This is a genomic window from Neobacillus niacini, assembly GCF_023715415.1.
Lineage (GTDB): Bacteria > Bacillota > Bacilli > Bacillales > Cytobacillaceae > Neobacillus > Neobacillus niacini_C.
This window is the reverse complement of sequence record NZ_JAMBOB010000001.1, coordinates 58,290-84,636: the sequence shown is the minus strand read 5'-3', so window position 1 is coordinate 84,636 and position 26,347 is coordinate 58,290. Positions and strand designations below refer to the sequence as shown.

The following is a 26,347-nucleotide window of genomic DNA, read 5'->3' as shown; positions in this document are numbered from 1 at the left end:
TGTTCGGATTATAATAAAAATAAATAAACGAACATATATTCTGGATAGGGGATCTATTATGAAAAAACTATGGGAAAAATACTCTTATGCAATATTATTAATTATTTTAAGCTGTTCTTTAGCTTTTATTTTATCATTACGTTTTAATTCTAACGTGGAAGAGAAGTTCGTGACTATTATCGTTTCCGAAGGCGATTCGCTTTGGGAAATCTCTAATCAATATTCAGACCAGCATACTTACTCCAATAATGAATTTGTCAGCTGGGTTAAGCAGCATAACAAACTTGAAGGGGATAAAATTTATCCTGGGGATGAAATCACAATCCCTGTAAATCTTGAAGTTGGATCTTTAACGGAATACGCTAGCGCTGCTGGGGAGTAAAGTCAGATGGTGAATGCAGTTATATATTGCCGGGTAAGTACAAATAAAGATACCCAGGAAACATCATTAAAGCGCCAAGAAGAGGAACTTATAAAACTGGCAGAACAATATCATTTTAGTGTGGTATCCATCATTAGAGAGCAAGCAAGTGGTTATGATCTTGATCGAGATGGAATGTTGCAGTTATTGGATTTATTGAAAGAAAAAACGGTACAAGCGGTATTAATCCAAGATGAAACGAGGCTTGGACGAGGAAATGCAAAGATTGCTCTTTTGCATTTTATTATGAAAGAGGGCGTTAAGCTGTATAGTATCTCTCATAATGGAGAGCTGCAGTTATCTGAAAGTGATTCCATGGTACTAAATATTGTGGGTATGGTTGAAGAATATCAGCGTAAGCTTCATAATATCAAAATTAAGCGCGGTATGAAAAGAGCTGTTGCTCATGGATATAAGCCTGAGAAAAATCTAAAAAATCTCGAATGGAATTCAGGACGGGAAAAAATAGAAGTTCCTGTTGAGGAGATAATCCGTCTCAGAAAAAACAAATTAACTTTTTCTGAGATTGCTGCTACTTTAAGGGGTTTTGGATACAATATTTCAAAAGCAACTGTTCACAGACGCTACCAAGAGTCTCAACAATCTATCGAATCAGAAGAGCAGTAGACCGTTTGCCTTGTCAGATGGTCTATTTTTTAGTAAAATCAGTCTTTAAGTAATTACTGTGATAAAGCTTATTGTTGTCACTCTTTTGATCGACAAGGAACTCAACAGATAAGTTTATCCACAGCAAAAGTGAAAGGAGGGTACTTCTTGCTCTCGAAAGAAAAAATGGCAAGAATCAATGAGTTAGCCAGAAAAGCCAAAGCAACTGGTTTAACAGAAGCAGAAGCGAAGGAACAATCAAAATTAAGAAGTGAGTATTTGACTACTTTCCGCAGTTCTATGCTGGATACATTAACGAATACCAAGATCATAGATCCAGAAGGAAATGACGTAACACCTGAAAAAATAAAAGCAAGAAAAAAATACAATCTTCATTAACAGGGGAAACATTTTGTTTTCCTTTTTACATATTACACCCGCTCGAGTGCTAAAATAAGAAAATGAAAGTAATTTAATTTGTTTAGTACTCAAATTAATTGTTGAATTAATACCAAGAGAACTATAATATTATAGTTGTTATTATTTTTTTTTATCCCAGTGGATTAGGAGTGATTTATTTAATGTTTAATACTATTGATGATTTGTCGGTAACCTCTATTCGTACGCTTTCAATTGATATGATTGAAAAAGCAAATTCAGGGCATCCTGGAATGCCAATGGGTGCTGCACCTATGACCTATGCGTTATGGACACGTTTCATGAACCATAACCCAAAAAATCCAGAATGGTTTAACCGTGACCGTTTTGTATTATCTGCAGGGCATGGTTCTGCATTATTATACAGCATGCTACATTTATCTGGTTATAAGCTAACAATGGATGATTTAAAACAATTCCGTCAATGGGGAAGTAAAACTCCAGGACACCCAGAGTATGGACACACTGAAGGGGTAGAAGCAACTACTGGCCCACTTGGACAGGGAATTGCAATGGCTGTCGGAATGGCGATGGCAGAACGTCATACAGCTAGTGTTTATAATAAAGAAAATTATGAACTAGTGAACCATTTTACATATAGTATTTGTGGAGATGGAGATTTAATGGAGGGTGTATCAGCAGAGGCTGCATCGCTTGCTGGACATTTAAAACTTGGACGTTTAGTGGTTTTATACGATTCCAACGATATTTCCCTCGATGGTGATTTAAATAAATCTTTCTCTGAAAGTGTAAAAGACCGCTTCACATCATACGGCTGGCAATACGTTCGCGTAGAAGACGGAAATAATCTTGAAGAAATTGCTAAAGCGCTAGAAGAAGCTAGAAATGATCTTGACCGACCAACAATGATTGAAGTTAGAACAGTAATTGGTTATGGTTCACCTAACCGCGCTGGAACTTCAGGCGTACATGGCTCTCCACTTGGAGCGGATGAGTTAAAACTTACAAAAGAATCTTATAAATGGACTTTTGAAGAAGATTTCCATGTTCCTAATGAAGTTTACGAAAACTTCCAAAACTTAATCGTTGAGAATGGTGTAAAAAAGGAAAAGGAATGGAATGACCTTTTTGCACAATATAAAAATGAATATCCTGAATTAGCAAATCAATTAGAAAAAGCACTGAAAAATGAATTACCTGAAGGCTGGGATAAGGATATTCCTGTTTATAGCGAAGGTAAAAGTTTAGCAAGCCGTGCTTCATCAGGTGAAGCATTAAATGGTATTGCAAAGAACTTACCAATCTTCCTCGGCGGTTCTGCTGACCTTGCTGGTTCTAATAAAACCATGATTAAAGGTACAGGCGATTATGCTCCAGGTAACTACGAAGGCCGTAATATCTGGTTTGGTGTCCGTGAATTTGCTATGGGTGCAGCGTTAAATGGTATTGCCTTACATGGTGGAGTGAAAATTTTTGGCGGAACATTCTTCGTGTTCTCTGATTACTTACGTCCTGCGATCCGTCTTGCAGCTTTAATGGGCTTACCGGTAACATATGTATTTACTCATGACAGTATCGCTGTTGGAGAAGATGGACCTACTCATGAGCCAGTTGAACAACTTGCAGCACTACGTGCAATGCCAGGTCTTTCTATTATCCGTCCTGCAGATGGGAATGAGACAGCTGCTGCATGGAAGCTTGCGGTTGAGTCAACTAACAAACCAACTGCTTTAGTGTTAACACGTCAAGATTTACCAACACTTAAAGATACAGATAAAAATGCATACGAGGGAGTTTCAAAAGGTGCGTATGTTGTATCACCTTCTGAAAGAGAAACACCGGATGCACTTTTACTTGCAACTGGTTCAGAGGTAGGTTTAGCGGTTGAAGCACAAAAAGCATTAGCTGGTGAGGGTATTCATGTTTCTGTTGTGAGCATGCCATCGTGGGATCGCTTTGAACAACAATCACAGGAATACAAAAACTCAGTTCTTCCAAAGAATGTTAAAAAACGTCTTGGAATTGAAGTTGGTACATCATTCGGCTGGCACAAATACACAGGTGATGAGGGAGACGTCCTAGCAATTGATACATTTGGGGCTTCTGCACCTGGAGAAAAAATTATGGAAGAATACGGCTTTAGTGTAAGCAATGTTGTTGCACGTGTTAAAGCACTTCTACAATAATAAATAGTTTTATTCAAAGGGAGCGACGAATGTCGTTCTCTTTTTTGCGTTTCTACTATAGATATGAACATTAATTGAATAATTTGAAGCACCTGTGACGTTCCAATTATTTGTAGGATATAATAAAATTTTGAAGAATCTTATTGATTCGACAATAATAGTGATTTTTTTTGTCAGTATAAGACAAATGTTTTGATAGTGATTATTTATAATTGATAGAAAGGGTATTCAACGAAGGAGAGATCGTGGTGAGGAATTATCAGCTTTATCTAATAGAAGATGAATTTGCCGCCCATTACTTCGGAAGAGAGCGTATGTTTTACCAGCTTTTTCAGGAACATCATAAAGCAGACGGTGAACTGAAATTTATAACAAAAAAGCAGATTTCTTATATAACAAAGTCATTAGAGGTTTTGAAATTGCACCAGTTAATTCAAAAACAGCTAGGAAAGAAGAAAGGTTTTCTGGCTGAACATGGTACATACTTCATTGAATTAAGTGGAAAACTAAGTACAGCGAAATTAAGAGTCTTCCAAGATTTAATAACGATTGAGGCATCTGGCAGTTATGAAGCCGAAACGATTTTCTTTGAAGTGCTTAGAAAATGTGAATCATCCTTTATGGCTTTAGATCTTGATCATCAGCGGTTTGGTTGGTTAAAGCCTATTAAAGAAAGAAAATATGTGTAATCTTTTAAAAGAGAATATTGTATATTCCCGTTTTATTTAGTACACTGTATGGTAGACAACATGAAGGAGGAAGTTTAATGGGTACAGGTTTATGGATTCTAGTTGTTGTACTAGCATTAGTAGCTGGTGTAGCTCTAGGATTTTTCATTGCTCGTAAATATATGATGGACTACTTAAAGAAAAATCCGCCAATTAATGAGCAAATGTTAAAAATGATGATGATGCAAATGGGTATGAAGCCTTCTCAAAAGAAGATCAACCAAATGATGTCTGCTATGAATAAACAGCAAGGCAAATAAATAATAGTAAGAAACCACTTATTTTTGAAAGTAATCAAAAAAAGTGGTTTTTTTATTTGAAAATAGTATTTTTTGAAAAATCTTATATTTCATATTTCTATTGAAAAAAGGAATAATAAGGTTCATACTAGTTACGCTAAGAAGCAATATCATTATGAAGGAGCCATACTGTATGAAAAAGGTTTTATCACTTATTTTAATTCTACTTTTAGCTTTAACAGCATGTGGAACGCAAGAAAAAGAGGAAACAGCTACTCCTAAAGAGAACAAAACAGAAGAAGGTACGAATGCTGCAAAAGAAAATACAAATTCTAGAGAGTTAACTGCTGAGGATAAGAAATTCGCAGAATTAATCATTGCGGAAGATTACGAAACAGTAGTGAGAGAAACAGGTTCATTAAAGAGTGATGCACAAAAGGATTTCTACTACATAGCATCTGCTTTCGTTAAGAACAATGAAATTCATACAAAGACTTACGACCCGAATGACCCCAATGCAATTGTAACGGATCATAAGGTTATCATAAATTATTTAAAAAGAGTGAAGTTTGTACCAGATAACATTAAGGATCAAGTGAATGAATTAAAAACAGCTACCGAAGAAAAAATGGCAGAGTTTGAAAAAGAGGCAGAATAAATTAGAATGAGCACTCATAGAAATGGGTGCTCTTTTTCATGTGAAAAAAGGTGTCTAAATCTTTATTATTTTACTAATATTTGATAAAATAAATCTTCGGGTGTGGGAAAAGATTTTTGAAAATAATAAAAAGAAAAGTTGAATTATTTTTCGGGGGAACGATTATGAAAGTATTTTTAGATTTAGGGTGGTTTTTTAAACAAGAGAAAAAAGCTTACATATTTGGAACCGTTATTTTACTGTTTGTCGCACTGCTTCAACTTGTGCCGCCAAAGGTAATTGGGGTGATTGCCGACCATATTAATAACGGGACGATGACGAAAGGCTTGCTCCTTGAATGGATGACAGTCTTAGTCGGGGCAGGACTCGGTATGTATATCTTGAGATATTTTTGGCGAATTATGATTTTTGGATCTGCCGTTAAGCTTAGCAAACAGTTAAGAAATGGTTTATATCAACACTTTACGAACATGTCGCCATCTTTTTATCAGAAACGAAGGATTGGCGATTTAATGGCGCATGCGACGAATGACCTGCAAGCGATACAACAAACAGCTGGGTTAGGAGTCCTGACATTGGTTGATTCACTTTCAACAGGTGGATTTGTCATTCTGGCCATGGCGTTTACGATTAGCTGGAAATTAACCTTAATCTGTCTTATCCCCATGCCATTTATGGCTATTTTGACAAGTTGGTTTGGTACGATGCTGCATCGAACCTTCCACAAAGCACAAGAAGCCTTCTCAGATTTGAATGATAAAACGCAGGAAAGTATTTCTGGGATTAAGGTTATAAAAACCTTTGGTCAGGAAAAAGAAGACATAGAGGATTTTAGAAAAAAATCACAGGATGTAGTCGAAAAGAACATTGTGGTAGCAAAAATAGATTCCCTATATGATCCAACGATTTCGATTATTGTAGGTATTTCCTTTTTCTTAGCCATCACCTTTGGTTCTAAATTCGTATTGGCCGGGGAGTTAACGATTGGTGAATTGATTGCGTTTACAACTTATTTAGGACTATTAATATGGCCAATGCTGGCATTTGGCTGGTTGTTTAATATCGTTGAACGAGGTCGTGCTTCGTATGACCGTGTGGCCGCACTGCTTCGTGAGAAATCGGATATTACAGACCGCAGTGATGCGTTAGAGATTATTCCTAGCGGTGATATCCACTATGATATTGAGAAATTTACTTTCCCAGGTGAAAACAAACCAATGTTAAAGAATATCAACTTCACACTTAATCGAGGAGAGACATTAGGAATTGTAGGAAAAACGGGTGCTGGTAAAACAACACTGTTAAAGCTGCTTATTCGCGAATTTGAAGACTATGAAGGGGGAATTAACTTCGGCAGTCATACACTTCAAGAATATAAGCTGGAGAAACTACGTGAAGTGATTGGCTATGTTCCACAAGACCATTTCTTGTTTTCGGCAAGTGTGGCTGACAATATCGCCTTTACGAACCCGAATGCACCAAAGGAAGATATCTTTGGTGCTGCAAAGCTCGCTAGTATTCACGATGATATTCTTCAATTTACAGAAGGCTATCAAACTGTTGTTGGTGAAAGAGGAGTATCGTTATCTGGTGGTCAGAAACAGAGGATTAGTATCGCACGTGCATTGTTGATGAATCCTGAAGTGTTATTGCTAGATGATTCCCTCTCTGCCGTCGATGCAAAGACAGAAGAGGCAATTCTTTCATCATTACGAAAGAATCGTGAGGGGAAGACGACGATTATTACCTCACACCGCTTGAGTGCGATCCAGCACGCTAACTTAATACTTGTGCTTGATAATGGCGAGGTCATTGAAAGAGGGACACATGAAGAATTAATGGCAGCACCAGGCTGGTATAAGGAAATGTATTTACGTCAGCAGCTAGAGGAGTTGGTTGAGCATGGAGGACATTAAAATGGAGGATACAGCACAGCTGACTGAAAAAGAACAAAAAAGAGTTTTATCTCGCTTGTTATCCTATACGAAACCACATAAAAAGGAATTAATCGTAGCGTTCAGTCTTTTAGTATTAACAACACTAGGAGAGTTGGCATCTCCGATTCTAGTAAAAATCTTTATTGATGATTACTTAGCACCAGGAAATTTGGTTTTCAAGCCATTGGTTATCTTAGGTGCAAGCTATCTTGGAATTCAGTTTGTAAAATCATTCTTGTTGTTTTTTCAATTAGTAAAATTCCAGGAAATTGCTCTAAAAATCATTCAGCAGCTTCGAATTGATATTTTTTCAAAGGTACAATCACTAGGTCTTAAGTATTTTGATCAAACGCCCGCTGGAAGTATTGTTTCAAGGGTGACAAACGATACCGAGGCCATTAAAGATATGTTTGTTACGGTTCTATCAACTTTTATCCAAAGTGGATTTTTACTAATCGGAATTTTCATTACCATGTTTATCCTAGATGTAAAGCTGGCGTTATTCTGTCTAATTTTTATTCCTTTAATATTGCTCGTCATGAGTTTATATCGGAAATTTAGTTCCCGTTTTTATTTGGAAATGCGTGAAAGACTCAGCCAATTGAATGCTAAACTAAGTGAGTCTCTGCAGGGTATGAGTATTATTCAAGTATTTCGCCAGGAAAAAAGACTTCGCAAAGAGTTTGAAGTTATCAATGATAAGCACTATGATGCGGGAATGAAGAATATTAAGATAGATGGTTTATTGCTGCGTCCAGCAGTGGATTTAATTTTCATTTTAGGATTAATCATTGTCTTAAATTATTTTGGTCTTACTTCATTGGACAGTCCAGTAGAAATCGGTGTTTTATATGCTTTTGTTAATTATCTGGAGCGATTCTTTGAACCAGTCAATAATATGATGATGCGATTATCATTGTACCAGCAAGCAATTGTTGCTGGAGCACGTGTCTTTAGAATCTTGGATAAGCAGGAATTGGCACCAGGACAAAATGATGAAAGTAAACTATCGATTGAAAAAGGAAGAATTGAATTTAAAAACTTAACGTTTTCCTATGATGGCAAACGGGATGTGTTGAAAAATATATCCTTTACAGCAAATCCTGGAGAAACCGTAGCACTTGTTGGTCATACCGGAAGTGGGAAAAGTTCGATTATCAATCTATTAATGAGATTTTATGAATTCGAGAAGGGTGATATCTTAATTGATGGTCAGTCCATCCGTCATTTTTCCAAGGATGAATTACGAGAAAAAATGGGGCTGGTTCTTCAAGATTCGTTTTTATTTTATGGAACAGTAAGAGATAATATTACGCTTCATAATCATCATTTAACAGATGAACAAGTAGAGGAAGCTGCCCAATTTGTTCAAGCACATACGTTCATTGAAAAGCTGGAAGATTCTTATCATCATAAAGTAGTGGAAAGAGGGTCTACGTTGTCTAGTGGACAGCGCCAATTAATTGCGTTTGCAAGGACCATTGCCGCGAATCCAAAGATTCTCGTCCTCGATGAGGCGACGGCTAATATCGATACCGAAACGGAAGAAGCGATTCAAACTGCACTTTCCAAAATGAGAAAAGGGCGTACGACAATTGCTATTGCTCACCGGTTATCGACGATTCAAGATGCGAACTTAATACTCGTCTTACATCAGGGAGAAATTGTTGAAAGAGGCACGCATCAAGAGCTATTGGCACTAGGTGGACTCTATCATAAAATGTTCCTGCTGCAAAATGGAGCGTTGGAACGTTTAGAGGATGTTATGCATTAATAAGAAAGAAAAAATCCTGGTTATTGACCAGGATTTTTGCATTAGAGACTCGCCACTTGGCGGGTTTTCTTTATATATGTTCGATGATATTCATTTAATAAATGGTCTAATTCCTGACTATAACGAATAGCAATGGAGGAAGTCAGGCCGTTGGTGACCGCGACTTGAATTAATTCAGCACGCTTTTTCTCAATAAGTGAAATTAGGTCTTGTTTGATCACAGCCGTGGTCCTTTCCGGAGAAACTCCAAGAATAGAAAACATTGATAGTTTTTCTCTACCAATGTTTTACTAGTATAACCTAAGATGGGAATAAATCCAAGATATTTGTAAGAAATTATCCATCTGATAAAGAGAAATGGTAGAAAAAGAGAGAGGTTTTTGAAGAAAATGATAATTAACCCTTAGAGACACAAAATATTCATGTTAACCATTATCATTTAGTGGAAAGGTCTGATAAAATGATAAGGTATCGACTATAGTGGGAGTGTTAATATGACGGATGTAAATATATTTTTAGCTTTAGGTGCCGGTTTCCTAAGTTTTATCTCACCATGCTGTTTACCGCTATACCCTGCATTTCTATCCTATATTACCGGGATGTCTGTAGGGGAGTTAAAAACTGAAAATGCCATGCTTCAAAAACGGAGTCTTTTACATACAATCTTTTTCCTTTTAGGTTTTTCGGCTATTTTCATCGCAATTGGTTTTGGTACTTCTTTTGTTGGAAGCTTCTTCCTTGAGTACAAAGATCTCATTCGTCAGTTAGGCGGAATATTTATTGTTCTATTTGGATTGATTATTGTTGGGGTATTTAAACCTGAGTTTTTAATGAAGGACCGTAAATTAGAATTTAAAAATCGTCCTTCTGGCTTTTTTGGTTCAGCACTCATCGGGATGGCCTTTGCGGCTGGCTGGACACCATGTACAGGTCCGATTCTTTCGGCGGTAATCGCCCTTGCAGCAACAAACCCAGGTTCAGGTGTGCTTTACATGGTTGCCTATTCACTTGGATTTGCGATTCCGTTCCTAATCCTATCGTTCTTCGTTGGCCGCATGAAATGGATTCGTAAAAACAGCGGGAAAATTGTTAAAATCGGTGGCTACATTATGATTGTAATGGGTATTGTGCTTTTCTTTGACTGGATGACAAAAATTATTACGATTTTTTCAGGAATGTTTGGCGGATTTACAGGCTTCTAAACATTAGATGGATATAGTATAATATGAATTTTGAGCTTTATTTTAAGGAATTAGGGGTTGAAACCTATGAACTTTGTTGTTGTTTCTTCAATCGGTGCAGTATTTATGGGGATATTTGCTTTATTCGTCCGCATGAAGGCAGCTAAGAAACCTACAAATGTAAAGAAAATTATCCTGCCGCCGGTCTTTATGTCGAGCGGGGCATTTATGTATCTGGTACCTCAATTTAGGTTGACTGGTATGGAAATCATAGAGGTCGTGATTTTGGGAATGCTTTTTTCGATACTCTTAATCAAAACATCTAAATTTGAGATTCGAGAAAACGAAATTTACTTAAAAAGATCGAAGGCGTTTATTTACATTTTAGTTGGATTGTTAGTAGTGAGGTTAGCTTTAAAATCAATCCTAAGTACGACTATTGACTATGGTGAACTAAGTGGAATGTTCTTCCTGCTGGCATTTAGTATGATTGTTCCATGGCGGATTGCGATGTATCTAGATTATAAAAAGCTATATAAACAGCTTCAGGGTAAACAATAATATAGATATAGAAAACGCTCAGGGCATAAAAGCTCTGAGCGTTTCTTTACAATCGATATCCTCTTAGTTTATCGAACAAATACTGTACACCGTATAATATATACGCTTTATAATGTAGGTAAAAGAAAAACTGAACATGATTTAATCGACCAAGACTGATGATTTTAAGCTTTTTAAGAACATCTATGATAAAGAAAGCAAACGCACCATCAGAAACAGCATTCAATAATACAAACTTCTTAAAGTTTCCATACGAGTGCTTAAGCAACCACATCGAAAGTGGCATATAAGGACCAACACTAAATGGAAGTTCATCCCTGATAAATGATTTTCGTTTATCGTAAAATTTCCACCAATTCCGCTTATGTCCATACAAATGATTAATGATTTCAAAAATAATAATAAAAACGCCAGAAAAAGAATATCGTTTAAACTCACGCTTGCCTATAAAAAGTAAAGATAACCATGGAATCAATATGATCAACAGGTTAAATATTTTGTGCCTCTTAGTTGCCATTCGTTTAGCCATCCTCTTTCACCCCAACCTTACTTTTTGACTCCTTTTTAAAATATCCAAATTCATGAAAAAAAACCGCCAAAAATTGGTCGGTTTAGAATAAATGCTCATAAGGAGCTACATCAATTCTGTTTTCAAATAGCTTTTTACGTAAGAATTTGTGATCCCTTTTTGGCGTTGCTTGAATATAACCGCGAATAACGAGTTCTTCCGTTATTTTAGATACCTTCTCATTTAGAGCAAGTTCGCCAATTTTTCCTGCAATTTTATGTCTAGCAACATCACGGAAAAGCTCGGGAACTGGACTAACCAAATCTTCGAGAAGATGTTTTTCTTCCTCGCCCCATAAATGACGAGTCTGATTAACGTAGTATTCTTCCCAGTCCATCACGGATTTGCCATCTTCCTTTGGCATTTTCTTAAGGAACTTTCGAAACATAAAAAATCCGCCAATAGCCATTAAACCTGCAAATGCAAAAATCCATATTAATATAAACCAAAGAAACCAACCTGTTAATTGCATAGTTTTCACCTACAAAATACTATTTTCATTTATCTATTATAGTCTGTAAAGTGGTGAAAAGACAAGTTATCGCTTTAATATCAAGGAAAAGGCCATAATTAAGGTGCTTGCAAAAGTTGTCGAAAAAATGACAAAATCCCCAACTCTATTGATTATTACTATATTCCATTGTATTATGATTACAAATAGGAATTACCTTTTTACTATAATAATCATGGGGCTGAATGGGGTACTGGTGTCCTCCACAGTCTTCAAAACTGCTTGAGACCTGCGTGCCAGGTCTGGTGGGTTCGATTCCCACACAGTCCCGCCAAAATACATAATCTATAATAACCGCACAGTGAATTGTTCTCAGGTGCGGTTTTTTTGTTATTAACAGGACACTAGAAGGTGAGAACAAAAAGGATATAGTCGCTTACTTTTTAAATGATAAATCTTTAAGGGAGTAACATTATGAGGGTCTGAACATTAGGTTCAGGCCCTTATTTTTAAGTTCATTCAATATATGAAAAACAAGTAATGTCCTTTGCACTATCAAAAGTTATTTATTTTTTCTTTGATCCAATCATTCCGTAATCCTGTATCGTAATCGATACATCATAGGTGATGGGAATCTCACTAAATTTTTCATCCCAATTGTCCTTCACGTTTTTCCAAACATTAGGATGTTTTATTCTCAATTTAGTGCCAAATCCTCCAACATCAACTCCGAATTCCTTTTGCATTTTTTTTGTGGTATTCTCTACTAAGCGCATAACTTCTTTCTCGGCTGCATTTTCTATGTGTTTAATCGTTTTATTCTTAAAAGCTGGTTTAAAGTGAGGATTCCAATATTCAGCGATTCTTCCTTCTGACTCAATTTTTACATCAAACGAAATTCTATCTCCTGTAACATGCGGCTTAATTTTGCTTTTTATAGACTGAATCTGGTAATATGTGGGTTTTTCTGACTCTTTTTGAAAGGCTTTTACCGCTCCGCTATTAACTTCTCCTGTTATCCAATTTATGCCTTCAATTTCTTCCTTATTAAGAATCCCAATCATCTTGTTTGTTCTTCCTTTTATTACGGCTGCTCCATCTAATTCAAATTCTCCCTTTTTTATATCAATCAGCTGTAAAAGGAAGCTGGTCTGAGAGTTCGATTTTCCCCAAATCTTCATTAAAGAGAGGTGCTTCAATGCTCTAGTTGTAAGATCCTGTTGTGCGATTTCTACCAAGCGTATAGCAGGAACGACATCTGCTTCCTTTGATTCGAGTGTTCGTGCAGCTTCTCCTTTAGAAATAAAGATTAAGGTACTTCCTCTAATATCGATATCCCGAAAGAACAAATCTGTTATTTCTCTAATTGGCTCTTCACGAGCAAGATTTTGCCCAATAATCACTGCTTTTTCATGTGCCCCTGAAATAGGACCCTCTCTTTGTAAGGTCGTTTCCCAACCGATTGGTTCTAGTGAATTTCCTGTCGCAGAGACATTAGTATAAGCTTTTTGTTGCGGTGATTTGCTATTTGAATTACCGATTGCTTTTGGTATTACATATTGAAGAGTTGATCGTATTTTTCCATCTTTTGATTTATCTACAGCCGTGCCAACGGCGATATTTAAATCTTCAATGGATTTGCTGCTCCAGCAACCAGACAGTAGAAAAAGTAAAAGCATCGAGACAAAAGAATTTATTAGTATAGGTTTACATTTTTTCATATTTTCTTTCCTTCACCTTTGAGATAATGAATAGGAACAGTGGCATAATAAAAAATAAATAAAGGGCTAAATTACCAATCATTTCTGCCATTTTAAACACTTCATTTATATTTTTGGGTATCATAGAAACTAAATAAATGAGAGGTATTAAACTATAAATAAATGCATGAGTACTTTTCGGAAAAATCTGATTTAATCCTAGAGTAGCAATAAATAAAGCAATGACATACGAAGCGAATATTTGCATAATCCAAATGACAAGTATGAGGGAATCAAACCGTTCAAATAAAAGACCTGTGATTTCAAAGCTTCGAATAAATGTAAGTACAGGCCATGTTTGTGACACTACTGCGTCTACTGAAATGGAACCTATTACGATTACCACTGTAATGGTATAAAAGATAATGGGTATTCCAACTCCAACTAATGGAACCTTTGTTATGTTGTTTTTTTCTTTCATGAACATATAAATGAATAGGAGAATTTCAAAGCCTGCAAAGGAAAGAGAAGAGGTTGTTAACCCCTTAAAGACGGGCTTAACCCCCGATCCTAACACCGGACGTAAATTATCAACCTCAAATAATTCGATGCCTAAAAACATGACCAAAAGAAATAAAAGAACCGTAATTGGAAAAATAATTTCTAATAACCGAGCAATGGCATTTACCCCGCCTTGAACTAAGTATAGACCTATCCACAAAAATGGCATTATAATAGCCCATGTTGGAGTTCCTTGAAGTAAGAATAATCGTGTAGTTTCAGCCATAGTTCGAACCTCATATGCGGACAACACAATATAATAGCAGATAACTGTTAAACTTAGCAGCAATCCTACCCATTTCCCAAGTAGTTTTTGATTAAATTGATAGAAAGTTTCGTTCGGGTATCTTTGGCATAGTTTTAATATTATTACTGCTATAAGAGAAATAATTAATCCACTAACAATTACTGCAATCCAAGAATCGGGAGTGTTGATTTTCTCTGTCGTGGTTCTGGGGAGCGTTAGAGTCCCTGCACCGAGAATAAAATTTGTGATAAACATTACTGCTTGATAAGATGTTATTCGATCTAAAGGACCGGACGTCATAATTTGTCAACTCCTTTCCAACTGTTACCTTTTTCTTACTGAATCTTTTGGATGCAACAGTTTTGGACGGCGTTTCATCAGGAATAGGGGGACCCGTATTATGAAATCCTTCCAATCATCCAATCTATATGAAACAGCAGGGCTCACATATGGAATGCCAAAACTTTTAAGTCTGACCAAATGGCTGCATAGGAACAGGAAGAACAGAACGACTCCATATAATCCAAACACACTAGCAAATAGCATTGAGGCAAAACGAAGAATTCTTAATGCAATCCCTACATTATAATGCGGGAGCGTGAATGAAGATATGGCCGTGACAGCGACTACGATAACCATGATTGGACTAACTATTCCTGCTTGCACTGCTGCTTCGCCAATGATTAAACCGCCAACGATCCCTATCGATTGTCCAATTGGTTTTGGTAAACGAAGCCCGGCTTCTCTTAATACTTCTATAGATACTTCCATTATGAGTGCCTCAATTAGAGGGGGGAAAGGAACTCCCTCTCTGGTGGCTGCAATGGAAAAAATGAGCTTGGTTGGAATTAATCCCGGATGAAAGGAAATAAAAGCAATATATAAAGAAGGAACAAATAAAGCAATAAAGGCTGCAAAATAACGTAATATACGAATTAAAGTCGCAGCCATCCATCTTTCGTAATAGTCCTCAGGTGACTGCAACAACATATGGAAGGTAACAGGAACAATTAAGGCAAAAGGTGAGCCGTCCAACAGTAAAGCTATCCTTCCTTCCATCAAAGCACTCATAACACGATCAGGTCGTTCTGTACTTTGCACTTGAGGGAATGGACTTAAAAAATTATCTTCAATTAATTGTTCAATATAACTAGAGTCATGTACATCATCAATTTTTATTTTATCAATCCGCTGCTTAACCTCTTCTAATATATGTGGGTTCACAATATCCTTCATATAGGTAATGACTAGTTCTTTTTTGGACCGTTCTCCTACCTGAAAGCTGATTATGGATAAGTTTTGATCTTTGCCGTGCCGCCGTAGAAGAGCTGTATTATCTTTTAAATTTTCAATAAAACCTACCCTGGGTCCACGTACCAATGCCTCAGTAGGCGGCTCATCAATATTTCTTGTTTTAGCTTTAGCGCCGCCAACCATGAAAACGTCTTCTAGACCATCCACTAAAATCGCAATTGAACCAAACATTACTCCGGAGGTTATATCATTAAGAGTATGAACTTCATTTAAGCCGCATACAGAAAGGGTTTGGTTTTTAATATACTCTTTTAAGGAGGAGTTTTTTAGTGGATGGCCAGTTTCTTTTGGTGAAGCCGACATGAAATCAACTAAAATATGTTTATTAATTACATCCGCATCTGCCAACCCATCTATAAAAACAACGGCAATACGAATACCCGTTGTTCCCATTTGAAACTCACGAAATTCTACATCTGAATTATGCCCAATCTCTTTGCGAATTAGATTCAAATCAGCCGTAAGATTGCCAGTCATTTCTTTTATAGATTCTTGAAATGGCTGTTTATCCTGTTTTGCTTTTTTTGCAGATTCTTCAATCTTCATCCGGTTTTTGTTTAACTTCCGCCATTTCACTAATCATCACTCTTTCTCTAAAGAATGAATCCATTTGAAAAATTTAAAAAATCCAAGTGGAACTATAAAGGTAATAAATGCTTGTACGAAAATGATATATTCCGGTATTAGAGAAATAATTTTCTTGAACATAAAAACCTCTCCTATAAATGTTTAGAAGTATTTTCATTAGAGACGTTTTTGAATAGATTGAGTGTATTATTTACTTTTTATGTTAAAATTAACCGATTATCGATAAATAAACAGTAAGACTCAAAAAGGTAGGATTCTTAAATCCCACAATGAATCATTGGATTCTCATGTTTGGTTGAAATTTTTTCTTCCTAAGGTTTTTAACTTAATCAAATTGAAAAGCATTCTTATCGCACTATCGTGTACCTAAATTTAAGAATATTGGCTGCTACGGCAGCCTATATTTTTTTGAGCTGAAGGCACAGAGACAGATTAAAATAATTAATAGCCACTAAATTAATAGACTTGAAGCAAAGTGGACAAGGTACTTTGATGTTAAAGGTTGGTCATTTTAAGCCTTACTTCATAACATATTAAGTTTTCTGGAGTTCATTAAACGAAAGGCACCATGATAAAATTTAACCTGTTAATTTAAAATTAATTGATGTATAAAGTTTTTATTATGGATGTGTTCAAATTGGATAGATTATTAATCAGGGACTGCATCATTATATTAGCAGTGATATTAACTGGCTATACAGACATGTTTCTAGATACAAAAAACAAACCTGAGTCAACTCTTTCCAATCAAAGCAAACCTGAATCAACATCGTCTGTTCATGCAAAACAGAATGAAGGCAATATCCATGTTGACGCTAACCCAGAGAGTATTTCTGTTCTCGTAAATAACCTACATAAGCTGCCAGAAAGTTAACATGAAACCGGTCTTGCAATCGATGTTACCGGAGGAGATGGCAAGTGTCCTGCAGAAGACTGCTTCGGAGGGACAAAAGAGGCCATTTGGATAGAGGAGAATGCATCGGGTTACGGCTTTATTATTCGATATCCTAAAGGAAAAAAAACCATTACTAGTTATCAATATGAGCCTTGGCACCTACGTTATGTTGGTAAATCGATTGCTCTAAAAATTATGAACATAGGAATTACACTGGAAGAATATTTTCATGCAGAACCAGTGTCTGGTGGAGAATAAAAATCAAGTGTAAAATGTTTTTCATCGATCATAATGTGGATCGGATCAGCTGAAGTTGAGGTGATAGAATGAATTTTGAACAAATGGAGTATATTGTCAATGTTGCGAATGAGATGTCCATTACAAAAGCAGCAGAAAAATAATTTATTTCACCTTCAGGAATGAGTCAATCAATAACACAGCGCCAATCTAGAACTCAGGCTGTTTTATTTTATTATTTGTAGAGAGGAACTTCCGTTAATTGGAATTTTGTTTTTGAGTGATATGAAAGGATTTTTAAGTTTATATACTATAAAACGTTAATAAAGTTAATAACATAGTCCCATAAAGAAAGCTCCCTTCATTTTAGGAAGGGAGTTTTTAGTTTATTTATCATTATGAGATGAATGTGTCATCATTCGGAAGTGGAACTTAAAATGCTCTAAAAATTTTTTTGTGTTAATAGAAATATGATTATTCTCAGAGCGTACCCAACCTACACTTATTTTTTCCTGTTCGTAATTTATTATTTCAATAGAAACGATTTCGCCGCTTAATACATAGGGATCATTTTTGTTAGAGAAGTCTGGCCCGAAGCTAACACCTAATCTCAATATAAGAATGGGGAAGTTTAATAAATAAAGAGAGTAGACTATTCATATTGAGTCAACTCTCCTTATTTAGGTTTTATTAATTAGATTATTTTTCCCGGACAATCAAAGATGAAATCCAGCCTTTGACCCCGCTTGGTGTTTGAACTTTTAGCCACTTAATTCCTTTGGAATCTACTTGTTCTTCATTCAAAAACTGCAGGGTTTCTCTAGTTGTAATCGTGTATATACGGGGTGATGTTAGTTCTGGGGCTTCACGAATATTTCCGCCATCTTTATAAATCTTATTTAAAATTAATTCTTTTTGAACAGGTGAAGCCTTGGATGCCTGAATGTGCACATGATCCTGGTTTAACCATACCTCAGCTTTCTTCCATTTTTGTGTATACCATTCATTTGGATTGTTCATGATTGCCGCAGTAAGCAAAATGACTAAAGCTGTGGCAGAATAGAAGGTCCATCTTTTCATCCTGTTCTTATTTCTTTTCCGTTTACTGAAAAGCTCAATCATTTTGTTTAAAAACTTTTCAAACAAGGAAAACATACCTTCAATGAACTCCATCCAAACAGGTAAGCCAGCTTTCCCTGCTTCTCTCCTCCTTCTTTGTACCGAGGCGAGAAGTTTCATGATTGGGTAAGAAATGAGATAAAGCATTACGCTCAACAAACGGCATAACAAGGTAAAGAAGGGAGGAAAAATGTACAACAAAATCAGCCTTGAAATGTGTATGAGTAGAAAAAGGACTAAAAAAATACGCAACCATTCAGGAAGGACAGAGACAAGTGACCAAATCCAAAAAAGCTGATTTAAAATGGATTCCACAATTCCTACTCTCCTTTATTAAAGTAGGATAGAAGTTCTCTCTTTTGACCAGAAATCTGTTTTTTTCTATGGATGTTTTCCGGATTGATGGGGAGGTGGGGGAACAGATTTTTTAGCTTGGCCAATCTTTGTTCTGCCTCAAACTGGTCAATCGAATGATCGTTGATCAAGTTTAAAAGTTGTTTGTTTACCTCAATTTTAAAGGTTTGATTTTGGTTAAACTCCGATTTCACTAACACCTTTGCCATTTCATTCTTTTCTCCAAGCTTTCCAGCAGTGATAAAATCACCTGCTTGTAGGGCTTCTTTAATTGCGGCCGAAATGCGGCGCGCTTCCTCCAAGTCCAGCGCCTCTTGATAGGCAGATAGTTCCGCGTTCCTGTCTAGATCGGCGATTGCCTCATTATGGCGCTGATCCCGAAACCCTTGCCGGATCAAAACACGAACATTCCGCACCACAATTCCAGTTTCTCTTAACACCTTAACTAATTGAGAAGTTTGAAAAAAATCTTCTATATGCTGAGCAAAACCCAGATCCTCTTCAATAGGATAAAATCGTGCTTCCGACTCCACCCAGAAGGGCAGGTAATTGTTAATAATGCCGCCAATTTCACCGGCATTTTGTTGAACTATGCGTTCGGGGTGTTCAACGGCAATATCGATAAACAGGTTGACAAAAAAACTTCTACCTCTTGTTGCCGAAGGGACTTCCTCTTTGAAAATGATGGTATGCTGCTGCATATTGACGGTATACACCTTTTTATATTTGCCAATCCGTAATTCACTACGGGACAGACGCTCACCATTCTTAACGGCATAGTATTCGTTGTGATTATTAACATAAACAAAGGCATATGTCATCGAAGACGCAGGCGGTTTTTCCAAAAAACTAAATTTCACTTCATTAATATCTTCAATAAATTGCATTAGGTTTTTCCCTCCTGGTTTACTATTTTCATTGAGAGATTACTTACCCTTGTCTACATACTATGCAGACAATCGGAAGAAAAGCCCCATATCTTAGCAGAAATTGGGGTTTGAGGGAGTTGAAGTAATATTATTTAAAAGGAAGCCCACAATAGATGCTCCCATCGAGCTCCAACACCATCGTAAAATATAGACCTTTAGAAAAAATTTCTAAAGGTCTATCATTTGTGCATCAGCAAAGGTAGGGTGGATTCATGTAGCATTGGCTGAACAGATGGACTCTACCTAAAAAGAAATACAATCGGTGGAATATTAACTGTCTTATGTGAAGTCGGAGGGATGGGAGTATGCCTTACGTACAAGTAGGAGACTTGAGTATCTATTATGAAATGGAAGGAAGTGGAAAACTATTAGTATTGCTACATGGTATGAGTAATAACTCACAGTCGTGGGAAAGAAACATAAAAGTTTAATCCTCTAAACTAAAATTGAAAAGAAATTAGCCTTAGCTAGATTCTAATTCTTTAGTTTTACATTATTGATTTATTCTAAATAGGGGGGATTTAATGAACCTCCCTTTTACTTTTTTTCATTTAGTAGTGACCTGGTAAAGTCATACTATTGATCACAACTTGGTCACGGATTAAATGTTTTTAAATATTATTAGAGAAAATTAAATGATATAGGACTAGGTTTCTAAGATTTACATAAGTTATATAAAGAGTCATCCATAGTGAGAGACAAATTGTAGAGATTAATGATTTGAAGGAAACAGGTCTTTAGTATTCCTAAAAATGAAAATTGACTCCCATGTAAACATGGGAGCCTTTAACATCATTAATTTTACTTACCGTAGTGACCAGTAGGAATTTCTATTTCATTATTTTCCTAATCTGTTCAGCGTAGCGTCTGGCTCATAACCAAGAGCTTTATAGTGATCAGCTCTTATTACCTGATCAGCTTCTAAGATTGCTCTTGCAAATTTAAGGACATCTTCGGCTTTATCCCTTGGAATAACTAATACACCATCATCATCCCCACAGACAATGTCACCAGGGTTTACTGTTACCCCTGCGCAATTTACAGGAATTTTTACGCCGTCAAGTTTCATTCGGCCTGATACATGGTGGTAGGTACGTTTCGTACTGAATACATTCACATTTTCTAAATTACACTCATAAGAGTCACGGCATCCGCCATCGATGACAGCGCCAGCCATGCCCCAATAGTGAAACTTCATCATATTTTCGGAGCCAAGAAGTCCGCCTGGGTATCCATCCATATCAACCACTAATACATGGTCTGTTACATCCTCATCTTTCATTACACCTACAAAAGAATAAATTTCTCTGCATTGTTTTCTGTTTTGTTCTATATATTCCTCAACTGTTTCACTTGGCTTGAATCCTTGATTACTATTAGATAACTTAACTGTCCAAGCGTACCCAGCAAATGAGATGCCAGGGCGAAGTGGGCGCATATCTGTTGACATAGATCCTTTATTTACTAAACCTAATGCATCCATTCCATCTGATAAATCTGCTAAGCGGCATTTTCTAATTTCTTCTAACAAATGTTGGTCTCTGTATTCCATTATATTATTCTCTCCCTCAATATGTTTTAGAATAGACTACTTATTCAATGCTTTTTGTGCTTCCGTAAAGAATTGATCTACTGCATCTTTGATTGATAATTGTTCAAAAGCGACCATTTCGGCATATCGGAAATAGATTGACAACACTTCAACAGCGCCGCTTGGACGAAGGGTAGTCGGAGGAGAATCCTTCGTAATATTTTCCATTACTTCTATTGCTTTTGCATCTATCGGATCAAGTACAGGTTTCAGATTTTCACGGACTGGAGCTGTCCCAGGAATACCATTTTCAGCCTTATAAATTTTTGTAGCTTCTAAGTCATTGACAAACCAGCTGAGTAATTTTGCAGCTTCTTCTTTAACTTTTGAATTTTTACTCATTACGATTGCCGGAAGTTGGAGTTGTTCACCTCTCTTGTTTTTTCCATTTGCCAGTCTTGGTTGGCTCAATACAACCAGTTGATCTTCGCCTACCAATTTAGCAAATAATTTTGCCTGATTTAATGGTCGATCAATGAACACTGCTTTCCCGGTTCCGAATAAACTAGCTTCATCTGTTAAGCCTTTTTGTTCAGCACTCAATTGAGCAGGAGGAATTATGCCAGCTTTCCTGAGCTCATACCAATATGTCCAGTACTCAGTGAGAAGTTCCTTAGTAAATCCAAGGTCCGATCCATCCTCTGTTAAAAATGAACCACCTCTTGTTCTTGACCAATCTTCAAGACCATGCTCAAGTGCAGTAGGATCGTCTCCCAATACATATTCACCTTTTGGTAGTTTTGCTCTAATCTTTAGAGCATACTCTTTGAACTCATCATAGGTTATATCAGCTTTTGGCGGCTCTATGCCCAGTCTCTCAATTTTGCTCATATTTGTAACATAAGTTGCGACAGTTACACCTTTTGCTAGAGCATATAAATTACCTTTATATTTCCCTGCATCGAGAACAGACTGATCCCATCCTTCTGTGCTGATGGTTCCACTTTTTACATATGTATCAAGCGGTTCCAGAACATTTTTTGTGAAATATTCACCTCCATAAAGATTTAAATGAAGGCCAAAAACATCCGGCAGGTTACCACCTGCAGCTTGAGTTGCAAGCTTCGTCCAATAATCATTCCAGCTTGTAGGTTCTCTGATAACTTTTACATTTGGATTCTGCTCTTCATATAAATCCAGGATTTCATTATACTTTTTATCCCGTTCAGAACTTCCCCACCAGGCGAACCGGATTTCTACTTTTTCACCACTCTTTTTTTCACCTTTATCCGTATTTTTAGCTTCAGTTCCAGCATCACTGTTACATGCTGCTAATGAGAAACTTAACAACAAAATCAATAGGACCGAAAAAAAACGTCTCATTTTATACATTAAGCCACCATCCTCCATAAATAATTTTTAGAACCAAAACAAAGAATCTACTAATATACTTCCTCCTCATCTGCTCCATGCGTTATTTTATGAAGCGGTTAAAATAAAAACGCTTTCATAATGATGTGAAGGTCATCAACCAATTGATTCATTGATTGGTTGACCAATAACTAAATATTAGTATGTTAAAACAAGACTGTCAATAATTTGTATAAAATTTTCTGAAGATATGGAATAGTTTTATAATATAAAATATTACTTTTTCCTTATTCCTTAAATGTTCTCTTATTGCCTTCTTATTTCCGTTCCCCGTATATTAAAATAACCATCTTGATTGCGAAGAAAATAACCCTTATAATATATTTGTACTTAGTTTGTCGAATGAACAAACTTTTGAAAACGCTTAGATTTATTGAGTAATTTTTTGTAACCGTCACCACTAATCAATTTTGGGTAGTGATACACTTTACCATTACCCGTAAACTACTAGGAGGAAATAATGACCTATCAATCTTATATTAATTTAACAGATGACTTTGTTGAGGGAGTAAGTGAATACTTAAAGAGGAAGGGAATACCTCTGGAAGATGTTGTTGAGGTATTTGCTGGTAATGGGAAGTTGGGATTACAGCTTGGATTAAAGGAAAATTGTAATATCTCAGATTCTCTATTATTTGCGACTGAAGGCTATGAGGATTTTGTAAATATGAGATGGGAGAAAAGTCCAAAGGGTGTTGTTGTAGAAACTGCATATGAAACTGCCATACGTTTTAGTGCCGAAGGCCGTAATATACGATTGATGATTATTGGGGCACCACTTCCTGCTAATTCTTTTTACTGTCCATCATACGAAGTAACAAGAGCTCTCCACCATCTTTTCGATGCAACTATTTTTTATATTGGAGAAATGTTTAGTCCAGCATTTGGTTCTCCGAAGTTTTTTAATCATATGGAAATAGTAGAAGATGACATGGAGCAGTTATTTACAAATCTAGTGGTAAACAATTACGACAGTACGAACGGATACTTTACAAGCAAAATATTTAGTGAACCAGTTATTTTAAAACCATATTTATTAAAATTTAAAGAATGTGCAGATGAAAAATGTGACTGTCATAGTGATTCTATAATAAAGATGGATGTTCAGAAATATTCCCAGAACCAAATAACAAAATGATAGTGGTCTTTAAGGACGACAATTATAATACTCTAAAAAATTTTGTGATGAATATTCTTAATCTTGTTAGTTTTCAAATAATACTGTCGAAGAGGTGAATTACTTGGAATTTAATGGAGTGACAGGCACTGTTTATACAGTATGTAAATGGATTTTGAAGATTGCTTATGTAAATATATTATGGATTTTGTTCACTTTAACTGGAATCGTAATTCTAGGAATAATGCCTGCAACAGTAGGCCTATTTGCAGTAATCAGAAAGTGGAACCTTAAAGAAATAGATACTCCAATCTTTCAAACATTTTTTGATTCATATAAAAAAGAATTCATTAAGTCTAATATAATTGGCTTTTTCATGACAGTGATTGGTCTCGTATTATACTTAGATTTAAAGTTTATCTTCTATATTGGCGGTACAGCTCAATACATAATGTCTATTCCTTTCTTTATCATTGCCGTTTTCTATTTAATTACATTCCTTTATCTTTTTCCTGTATACGTTCATTTTGATTTAAAGTTTTTGCAATACTTTAAAAATGCTCTATATATTGGAACACTTAATCTTCCTGTTACATTTGTGATGCTTATTCTTCTTATTTTATTTTGCATTATTTTACTATCCATTCCTGGTCTTCTCCCGTTCTTTTCTATAAGTGTATTTTCGATTATTTTAATGTGGGGCGCTTCCATTAGCTTCCGAAAAATTGATAGAAAACAAGAAAATCTTAGCAAACACCATTAAGGTATCTCGAAAAAAGGATCTAGTCCATAGAATGATGTCTATGTTAATAGATTCTTTTTTAATTAAACTACCTGTTTATGTAATGAACGATTTGAAAAAGTATAAATATTCTAAAATTTATTATTGACATGTTTTATACATCAATTTAGAATATGATTAAAGGTTGATGAATTGATGAGTGAACCAATTAACGAATGTTGGGACTGGCTGTCAATTCTTTAATTAGCAATGAAAGTGTTTTATTACCTGCTCTGCTAGTTTAGTAGGAATCAGGAAGTGGTAAAGCAATAAAACTCGAAAAAAGGGGGCTCTTTAATCAGTTTGATAATGAAAACGCTTTATCTCGATAAAAATTCTAAACATAATTACAAGGGGGCTTTTAATCAATGAAGTTGAGACGCTTACTATCGGTATTCCTAATTCTGTTATTAAGTTTCACAGTTGCTGCTTGTAGTAGTAATACAAATTCGGAACCAGCTGAAAAGAACTCTGGCAAAACAACAGAAAAGAATGAATCGAAGAATGTTGAAATACGATTTGCTTGGTGGGGTAATCCAGAACGCGATAAAGTTTATAATCAAATTCTTGATATTTATGAAAAAGAGAACCCAAATGTAAAGATTATAAGAGAACCTTCGAGCTGGAATGATTATTGGACAAAACTATCAACTCAAGCAGCAGGCGGAAACCTTCCAGATATTTTCGGTCTTCAATTATTACTTTATGGTAATGAATATTTCTCTAAAAACGTCATTGAGCCCCTGGATTCATATGTTAAAGACGGAACGATTAACACAGAAGGCTGGGATAAAGCAGTTATTGACGCTGGGAAATATAAAGACAATCTTTACGCATTAGCAAAAGGTGTCACAATCGAATCGATGATTTTTAACACTTCTAAACTCAAAGATTTAGGAATTGATTCACCAAAGAGTGGTATTACTTATGAGGAATTTGCGGATTATACGAAAAAAATTCAGGAAAAATTACCAAAAGGCGAATATGCCATAAGTGGTGACCCAACTTCAATTGAGCATGGTATTGAAATGTGGGCAAGACAAAAAGGCGGATCTTTCCTATCAGAAGATGGTAAGAGTTTAGGATTTACTGAAGCAGATTTGAAAAGCTATTGGACATACTGGGATGATCTCAGAAAAGCAGGTGTTATTCCTTCAGGACAAGTAAGTGCTGAACAGTCTACTACACCTGATCAGAGTAATTTCTTTGCAACTGGAAAAGCAGTATTTATTGAACGTCCTTTTAACCAGGCGAAAGTATTTGCAAAATATTTAAGTGGAAATGAATTGGATATTATGCGTTATCCAACAATGGATAATGGTAAGAATAAAGGTGGAGAACAGCTGCAAGTCCCTGCAATTGTTATGAGCAAGAAATCTGAAGTTAAAGAAGAAGCTGCTAAGTTAATCAACTATTTTGTAAATGATTTAGAAGCAACAAAAATTTATAAGGCTGAAAATGGAATTCCTGGAACACAGCCTGTACGAGATAACTTAGAAACTGTACTAGATCCACTCGATGTTAAAGCTATTAAAGTTATGGAAGAAGTACAGAAGGATATTCCAACAACAACAATTCGTCCACAAGGTTCTGTTGAAGTTTTATCCATTTATAAGCGTTATGCACAAAATGTAGCCTTTGGTAAAATGTCAATCGATAAAGCTGCAGAAGGATTTTTCCAAGAGGCTAAACAAGCTCTTAATAAGTAGGATGTGTTAAAGGTCATTGTGGGCTTTTTACCCTGTTGATTAGGACAGAAATGAACAGTCAGTTTAAGATGGCCAATTAAATAGTGAGGGTGAAAAGTGATATGGTTTCACCCTCATACTCTTCA

26 protein-coding genes, 1 tRNA gene and 1 pseudogene are annotated in these 26,347 nt (G+C 35.9%); 18 read left to right on the top strand and 10 right to left on the bottom strand.

The window, feature by feature from the left end; genetic code table 11:
* The first annotated feature begins 58 nt into the window (after positions 1-58).
* The 9 genes from yneA (at position 59) to M3189_RS00330 (ending at position 8,948) form a co-directional block, all read left to right on the top strand.
* A complete protein-coding gene (gene yneA / locus M3189_RS00370; protein ID WP_251630754.1) occupies positions 59-382 on the top strand; it encodes a cell division suppressor protein YneA in 324 nt (107 codons plus the stop codon).
* A 9-nt stretch (positions 383-391) separates the two neighbouring features.
* Positions 392-1,048, top strand: a complete 657-nt coding sequence (locus tag M3189_RS00365; RefSeq protein ID WP_251632005.1) for a YneB family resolvase-like protein — start codon at positions 392-394, stop codon at positions 1,046-1,048.
* A gap of 147 nt (positions 1,049-1,195) precedes the next feature.
* Positions 1,196-1,426: a DUF896 domain-containing protein gene (locus tag M3189_RS00360; RefSeq protein WP_095251703.1), complete on the top strand. Its 231-nt coding sequence runs from the start codon at positions 1,196-1,198 to the stop codon at positions 1,424-1,426.
* 182 nt (positions 1,427-1,608) lie between these two features.
* The gene (gene tkt, locus M3189_RS00355; RefSeq protein ID WP_251630752.1) at positions 1,609-3,612 is read left to right on the top strand and encodes a transketolase; all 2,004 of its coding nucleotides are present in this window, start codon (positions 1,609-1,611) and stop codon (positions 3,610-3,612) included.
* Between the two features lie 248 nt (positions 3,613-3,860).
* Positions 3,861-4,301 (top strand): sporulation inhibitor of replication protein SirA, encoded by a 441-nt coding sequence (sirA, locus tag M3189_RS00350; protein WP_251630750.1) that lies wholly within the window; start codon positions 3,861-3,863, stop codon positions 4,299-4,301.
* A gap of 77 nt (positions 4,302-4,378) precedes the next feature.
* A complete protein-coding gene (locus M3189_RS00345) occupies positions 4,379-4,600 on the top strand; it encodes a YneF family protein (RefSeq protein ID WP_251630748.1) in 222 nt (73 codons plus the stop codon).
* A 172-nt stretch (positions 4,601-4,772) separates the two neighbouring features.
* Positions 4,773-5,237 carry a hypothetical protein gene (locus M3189_RS00340; protein ID WP_251630746.1) on the top strand — a complete coding sequence of 155 codons (465 nt, stop codon included), beginning with the start codon at positions 4,773-4,775 and terminating at the stop codon, positions 5,235-5,237.
* A 164-nt stretch (positions 5,238-5,401) separates the two neighbouring features.
* Entirely contained in the window at positions 5,402-7,153 is a 1,752-nt protein-coding gene (locus M3189_RS00335; RefSeq protein ID WP_251630744.1) for an ABC transporter transmembrane domain-containing protein, read from the top strand.
* Between the two features lies 1 nt (position 7,154).
* Positions 7,155-8,948, top strand: a complete 1,794-nt coding sequence (locus tag M3189_RS00330) for an ABC transporter ATP-binding protein (RefSeq protein ID WP_251632002.1) — start codon at positions 7,155-7,157, stop codon at positions 8,946-8,948.
* A 41-nt stretch (positions 8,949-8,989) separates the two neighbouring features.
* On the opposite strand, the gene M3189_RS00325 is transcribed toward M3189_RS00330, so the two are convergent.
* Positions 8,990-9,169, bottom strand: a complete 180-nt coding sequence (locus M3189_RS00325; protein ID WP_251630742.1) for a Spo0E family sporulation regulatory protein-aspartic acid phosphatase — start codon at positions 9,167-9,169, stop codon at positions 8,990-8,992.
* A gap of 273 nt (positions 9,170-9,442) precedes the next feature.
* On the opposite strand from M3189_RS00325, the gene M3189_RS00320 reads away from it, so the two are divergent.
* Together M3189_RS00320 and M3189_RS00315 are read left to right on the top strand one after the other, a co-directional pair.
* On the top strand, positions 9,443-10,150 hold the full coding sequence (locus M3189_RS00320; RefSeq protein ID WP_251630740.1) for a cytochrome c biogenesis CcdA family protein: 708 nt from the start codon (positions 9,443-9,445) through the stop codon (positions 10,148-10,150).
* A 66-nt stretch (positions 10,151-10,216) separates the two neighbouring features.
* The gene (locus M3189_RS00315) at positions 10,217-10,690 is read left to right on the top strand and encodes a CcdC family protein (RefSeq protein ID WP_251630738.1); all 474 of its coding nucleotides are present in this window, start codon (positions 10,217-10,219) and stop codon (positions 10,688-10,690) included.
* A 46-nt stretch (positions 10,691-10,736) separates the two neighbouring features.
* On the opposite strand, the gene M3189_RS00310 is transcribed toward M3189_RS00315, so the two are convergent.
* Both M3189_RS00310 and M3189_RS00305 read right to left on the bottom strand, forming a co-directional pair.
* Positions 10,737-11,219: a hypothetical protein gene (locus M3189_RS00310; RefSeq protein ID WP_435368044.1), complete on the bottom strand. Its 483-nt coding sequence runs from the start codon at positions 11,217-11,219 to the stop codon at positions 10,737-10,739.
* An 82-nt stretch (positions 11,220-11,301) separates the two neighbouring features.
* On the bottom strand, positions 11,302-11,730 hold the full coding sequence (locus tag M3189_RS00305; RefSeq protein WP_251630736.1) for a DUF2621 domain-containing protein: 429 nt from the start codon (positions 11,728-11,730) through the stop codon (positions 11,302-11,304).
* A gap of 216 nt (positions 11,731-11,946) precedes the next feature.
* On the opposite strand from M3189_RS00305, the gene M3189_RS00300 reads away from it, so the two are divergent.
* Positions 11,947-12,043, top strand: a tRNA-Sec gene (locus M3189_RS00300).
* Positions 12,044-12,275: 232 nt separating this feature from the next.
* On the opposite strand, the gene M3189_RS00295 is transcribed toward M3189_RS00300, so the two are convergent.
* The 3 genes from M3189_RS00295 to M3189_RS00285 are packed head-to-tail and all read right to left on the bottom strand — an operon-like array spanning position 12,276 to position 16,107.
* Entirely contained in the window at positions 12,276-13,430 is a 1,155-nt protein-coding gene (locus M3189_RS00295; protein WP_251630734.1) for a Ger(x)C family spore germination protein, read from the bottom strand.
* On the bottom strand, positions 13,417-14,517 hold the full coding sequence (locus M3189_RS00290) for a GerAB/ArcD/ProY family transporter (protein WP_251630732.1): 1,101 nt from the start codon (positions 14,515-14,517) through the stop codon (positions 13,417-13,419). Before M3189_RS00290 ends, M3189_RS00295 begins: the two co-directional genes overlap by 14 nt.
* Positions 14,518-14,541: 24 nt before the next feature.
* Complete coding sequence (locus tag M3189_RS00285; protein WP_435368043.1) at positions 14,542-16,107, bottom strand: spore germination protein; 1,566 nt, start codon at positions 16,105-16,107, stop codon at positions 14,542-14,544.
* 649 nt (positions 16,108-16,756) lie between these two features.
* Between M3189_RS00285 and M3189_RS00280 the strand changes: the two genes are divergently transcribed.
* Both M3189_RS00280 and M3189_RS00275 read left to right on the top strand, forming a co-directional pair.
* Entirely contained in the window at positions 16,757-16,993 is a 237-nt protein-coding gene (locus M3189_RS00280; RefSeq protein WP_251630728.1) for a hypothetical protein, read from the top strand.
* Positions 16,994-17,272 (top strand): annotated as a pseudogene (locus M3189_RS00275) (M15 family metallopeptidase); the annotation flags it as partial.
* A gap of 678 nt (positions 17,273-17,950) precedes the next feature.
* On the opposite strand, the gene M3189_RS00270 reads toward M3189_RS00275, so the two are convergent.
* Together M3189_RS00270 and M3189_RS00265 are read right to left on the bottom strand one after the other, a co-directional pair.
* Positions 17,951-18,490, bottom strand: a complete 540-nt coding sequence (locus tag M3189_RS00270; protein ID WP_251630726.1) for an SH3 domain-containing protein — start codon at positions 18,488-18,490, stop codon at positions 17,951-17,953.
* 200 nt (positions 18,491-18,690) lie between these two features.
* Positions 18,691-19,611 (bottom strand): hypothetical protein, encoded by a 921-nt coding sequence (locus M3189_RS00265; protein WP_251630725.1) that lies wholly within the window; start codon positions 19,609-19,611, stop codon positions 18,691-18,693.
* A gap of 347 nt (positions 19,612-19,958) precedes the next feature.
* Here M3189_RS00265 and M3189_RS26805 point away from each other — a divergent pair, with 347 nt between their 5' ends.
* Entirely contained in the window at positions 19,959-20,084 is a 126-nt protein-coding gene (locus M3189_RS26805) for a hypothetical protein (protein ID WP_285889256.1), read from the top strand.
* Between the two features lie 407 nt (positions 20,085-20,491).
* On the opposite strand, the gene M3189_RS00260 is transcribed toward M3189_RS26805, so the two are convergent.
* Positions 20,492-21,205 carry an RraA family protein gene (locus M3189_RS00260; RefSeq protein WP_251630722.1) on the bottom strand — a complete coding sequence of 238 codons (714 nt, stop codon included), beginning with the start codon at positions 21,203-21,205 and terminating at the stop codon, positions 20,492-20,494.
* A 36-nt stretch (positions 21,206-21,241) separates the two neighbouring features.
* Positions 21,242-22,576, bottom strand: a complete 1,335-nt coding sequence (locus tag M3189_RS00255; RefSeq protein ID WP_251630720.1) for an ABC transporter substrate-binding protein — start codon at positions 22,574-22,576, stop codon at positions 21,242-21,244.
* A 499-nt stretch (positions 22,577-23,075) separates the two neighbouring features.
* Between M3189_RS00255 and M3189_RS00250 the strand changes: the two genes are divergently transcribed.
* The 3 genes from M3189_RS00250 to M3189_RS00240 all read left to right on the top strand — a co-directional run bounded on the left by M3189_RS00250 (position 23,076) and on the right by M3189_RS00240 (position 26,222).
* A complete protein-coding gene (locus tag M3189_RS00250; protein WP_251630718.1) occupies positions 23,076-23,753 on the top strand; it encodes a hypothetical protein in 678 nt (225 codons plus the stop codon).
* A gap of 103 nt (positions 23,754-23,856) precedes the next feature.
* A complete protein-coding gene (locus M3189_RS00245) occupies positions 23,857-24,495 on the top strand; it encodes a YesL family protein (RefSeq protein WP_251630716.1) in 639 nt (212 codons plus the stop codon).
* Positions 24,496-24,881: 386 nt separating this feature from the next.
* A complete protein-coding gene (locus M3189_RS00240) occupies positions 24,882-26,222 on the top strand; it encodes an ABC transporter substrate-binding protein (RefSeq protein ID WP_251630714.1) in 1,341 nt (446 codons plus the stop codon).
* The last annotated feature ends 125 nt before the right edge of the window (positions 26,223-26,347 follow it).